This window comes from Staphylococcus sp. 231237_7MaSpsaltlick (assembly GCF_043107035.1).
The window spans coordinates 1-639 of the sequence record NZ_JBICNX010000252.1 but is presented as its reverse complement, the minus strand read 5'-3'; the positions used below and the strand labels follow the sequence as shown (position 1 = coordinate 639).

2 protein-coding genes are annotated in these 639 nt (G+C 29.7%); one reads left to right on the top strand and one right to left on the bottom strand.

What is annotated here, in order from left to right; genetic code table 11:
- Positions 1-310 (top strand): hypothetical protein (locus ACF91D_RS31275; protein WP_392438627.1); only part of this gene is annotated, 310 nt, incomplete at its 5' end.
- A gap of 21 nt (positions 311-331) precedes the next feature.
- On the opposite strand, the gene ACF91D_RS31270 is transcribed toward ACF91D_RS31275, so the two are convergent.
- Positions 332-639: DNA-methyltransferase (locus ACF91D_RS31270; RefSeq protein WP_392438626.1), on the bottom strand; the 308-nt coding region annotated here is incomplete at its 5' end.

Genomic DNA, 639 nt, shown 5'->3' with positions numbered 1-639 from the left:
ATATTATATACCTGATGTAGTGATAGCTAATCACAAAGAAAAAGAGCTTTTATTAGTAGAGGGCAAAACATATGAAAATTGGAAAAAAGGTATAGAAGAGTTAGAAAATTATCCAACTTTTGAAGAGGATTTCTTGAAGAAATATTACCCTGATTATCAATTTTCAAAATGGGTTACTTTATATTCATCTAATAACCAGGACGAATTACCTCATAAAAATGTGTTATTAAATGTGAATAATCTCGGTCAAATAAATCTTAGCGATAATAGTCCAAAATGGTTAGAAAAAATAATGAAAAAAATGACTTAGATTTCATTCTAAGTCATTTTTTTAAAACAATTTTTGTTGCTTAAACTTCGTTCTTTTATTGGCTATAGAAACATACTTCTCATCTATATCAAAACCTATAAAATTACGATCAGTATTCATCGAAGCCACTCCTGTAGTTCCGCTTCCCATAAAAGGATCTAATATAATATCTTCTTTATTGGAGTGTATATTTATTAAGTGTTCAATAAGTTTAACAGGTTTTTGAGTAGGATGGTATCTTTCAAAGCCGCCACCACTTTCGGAAGGAAATTTTAATACTGACCGTTCCATCGCACTATCTTGTCTATTAAAAGTCCAACTCTTACCAG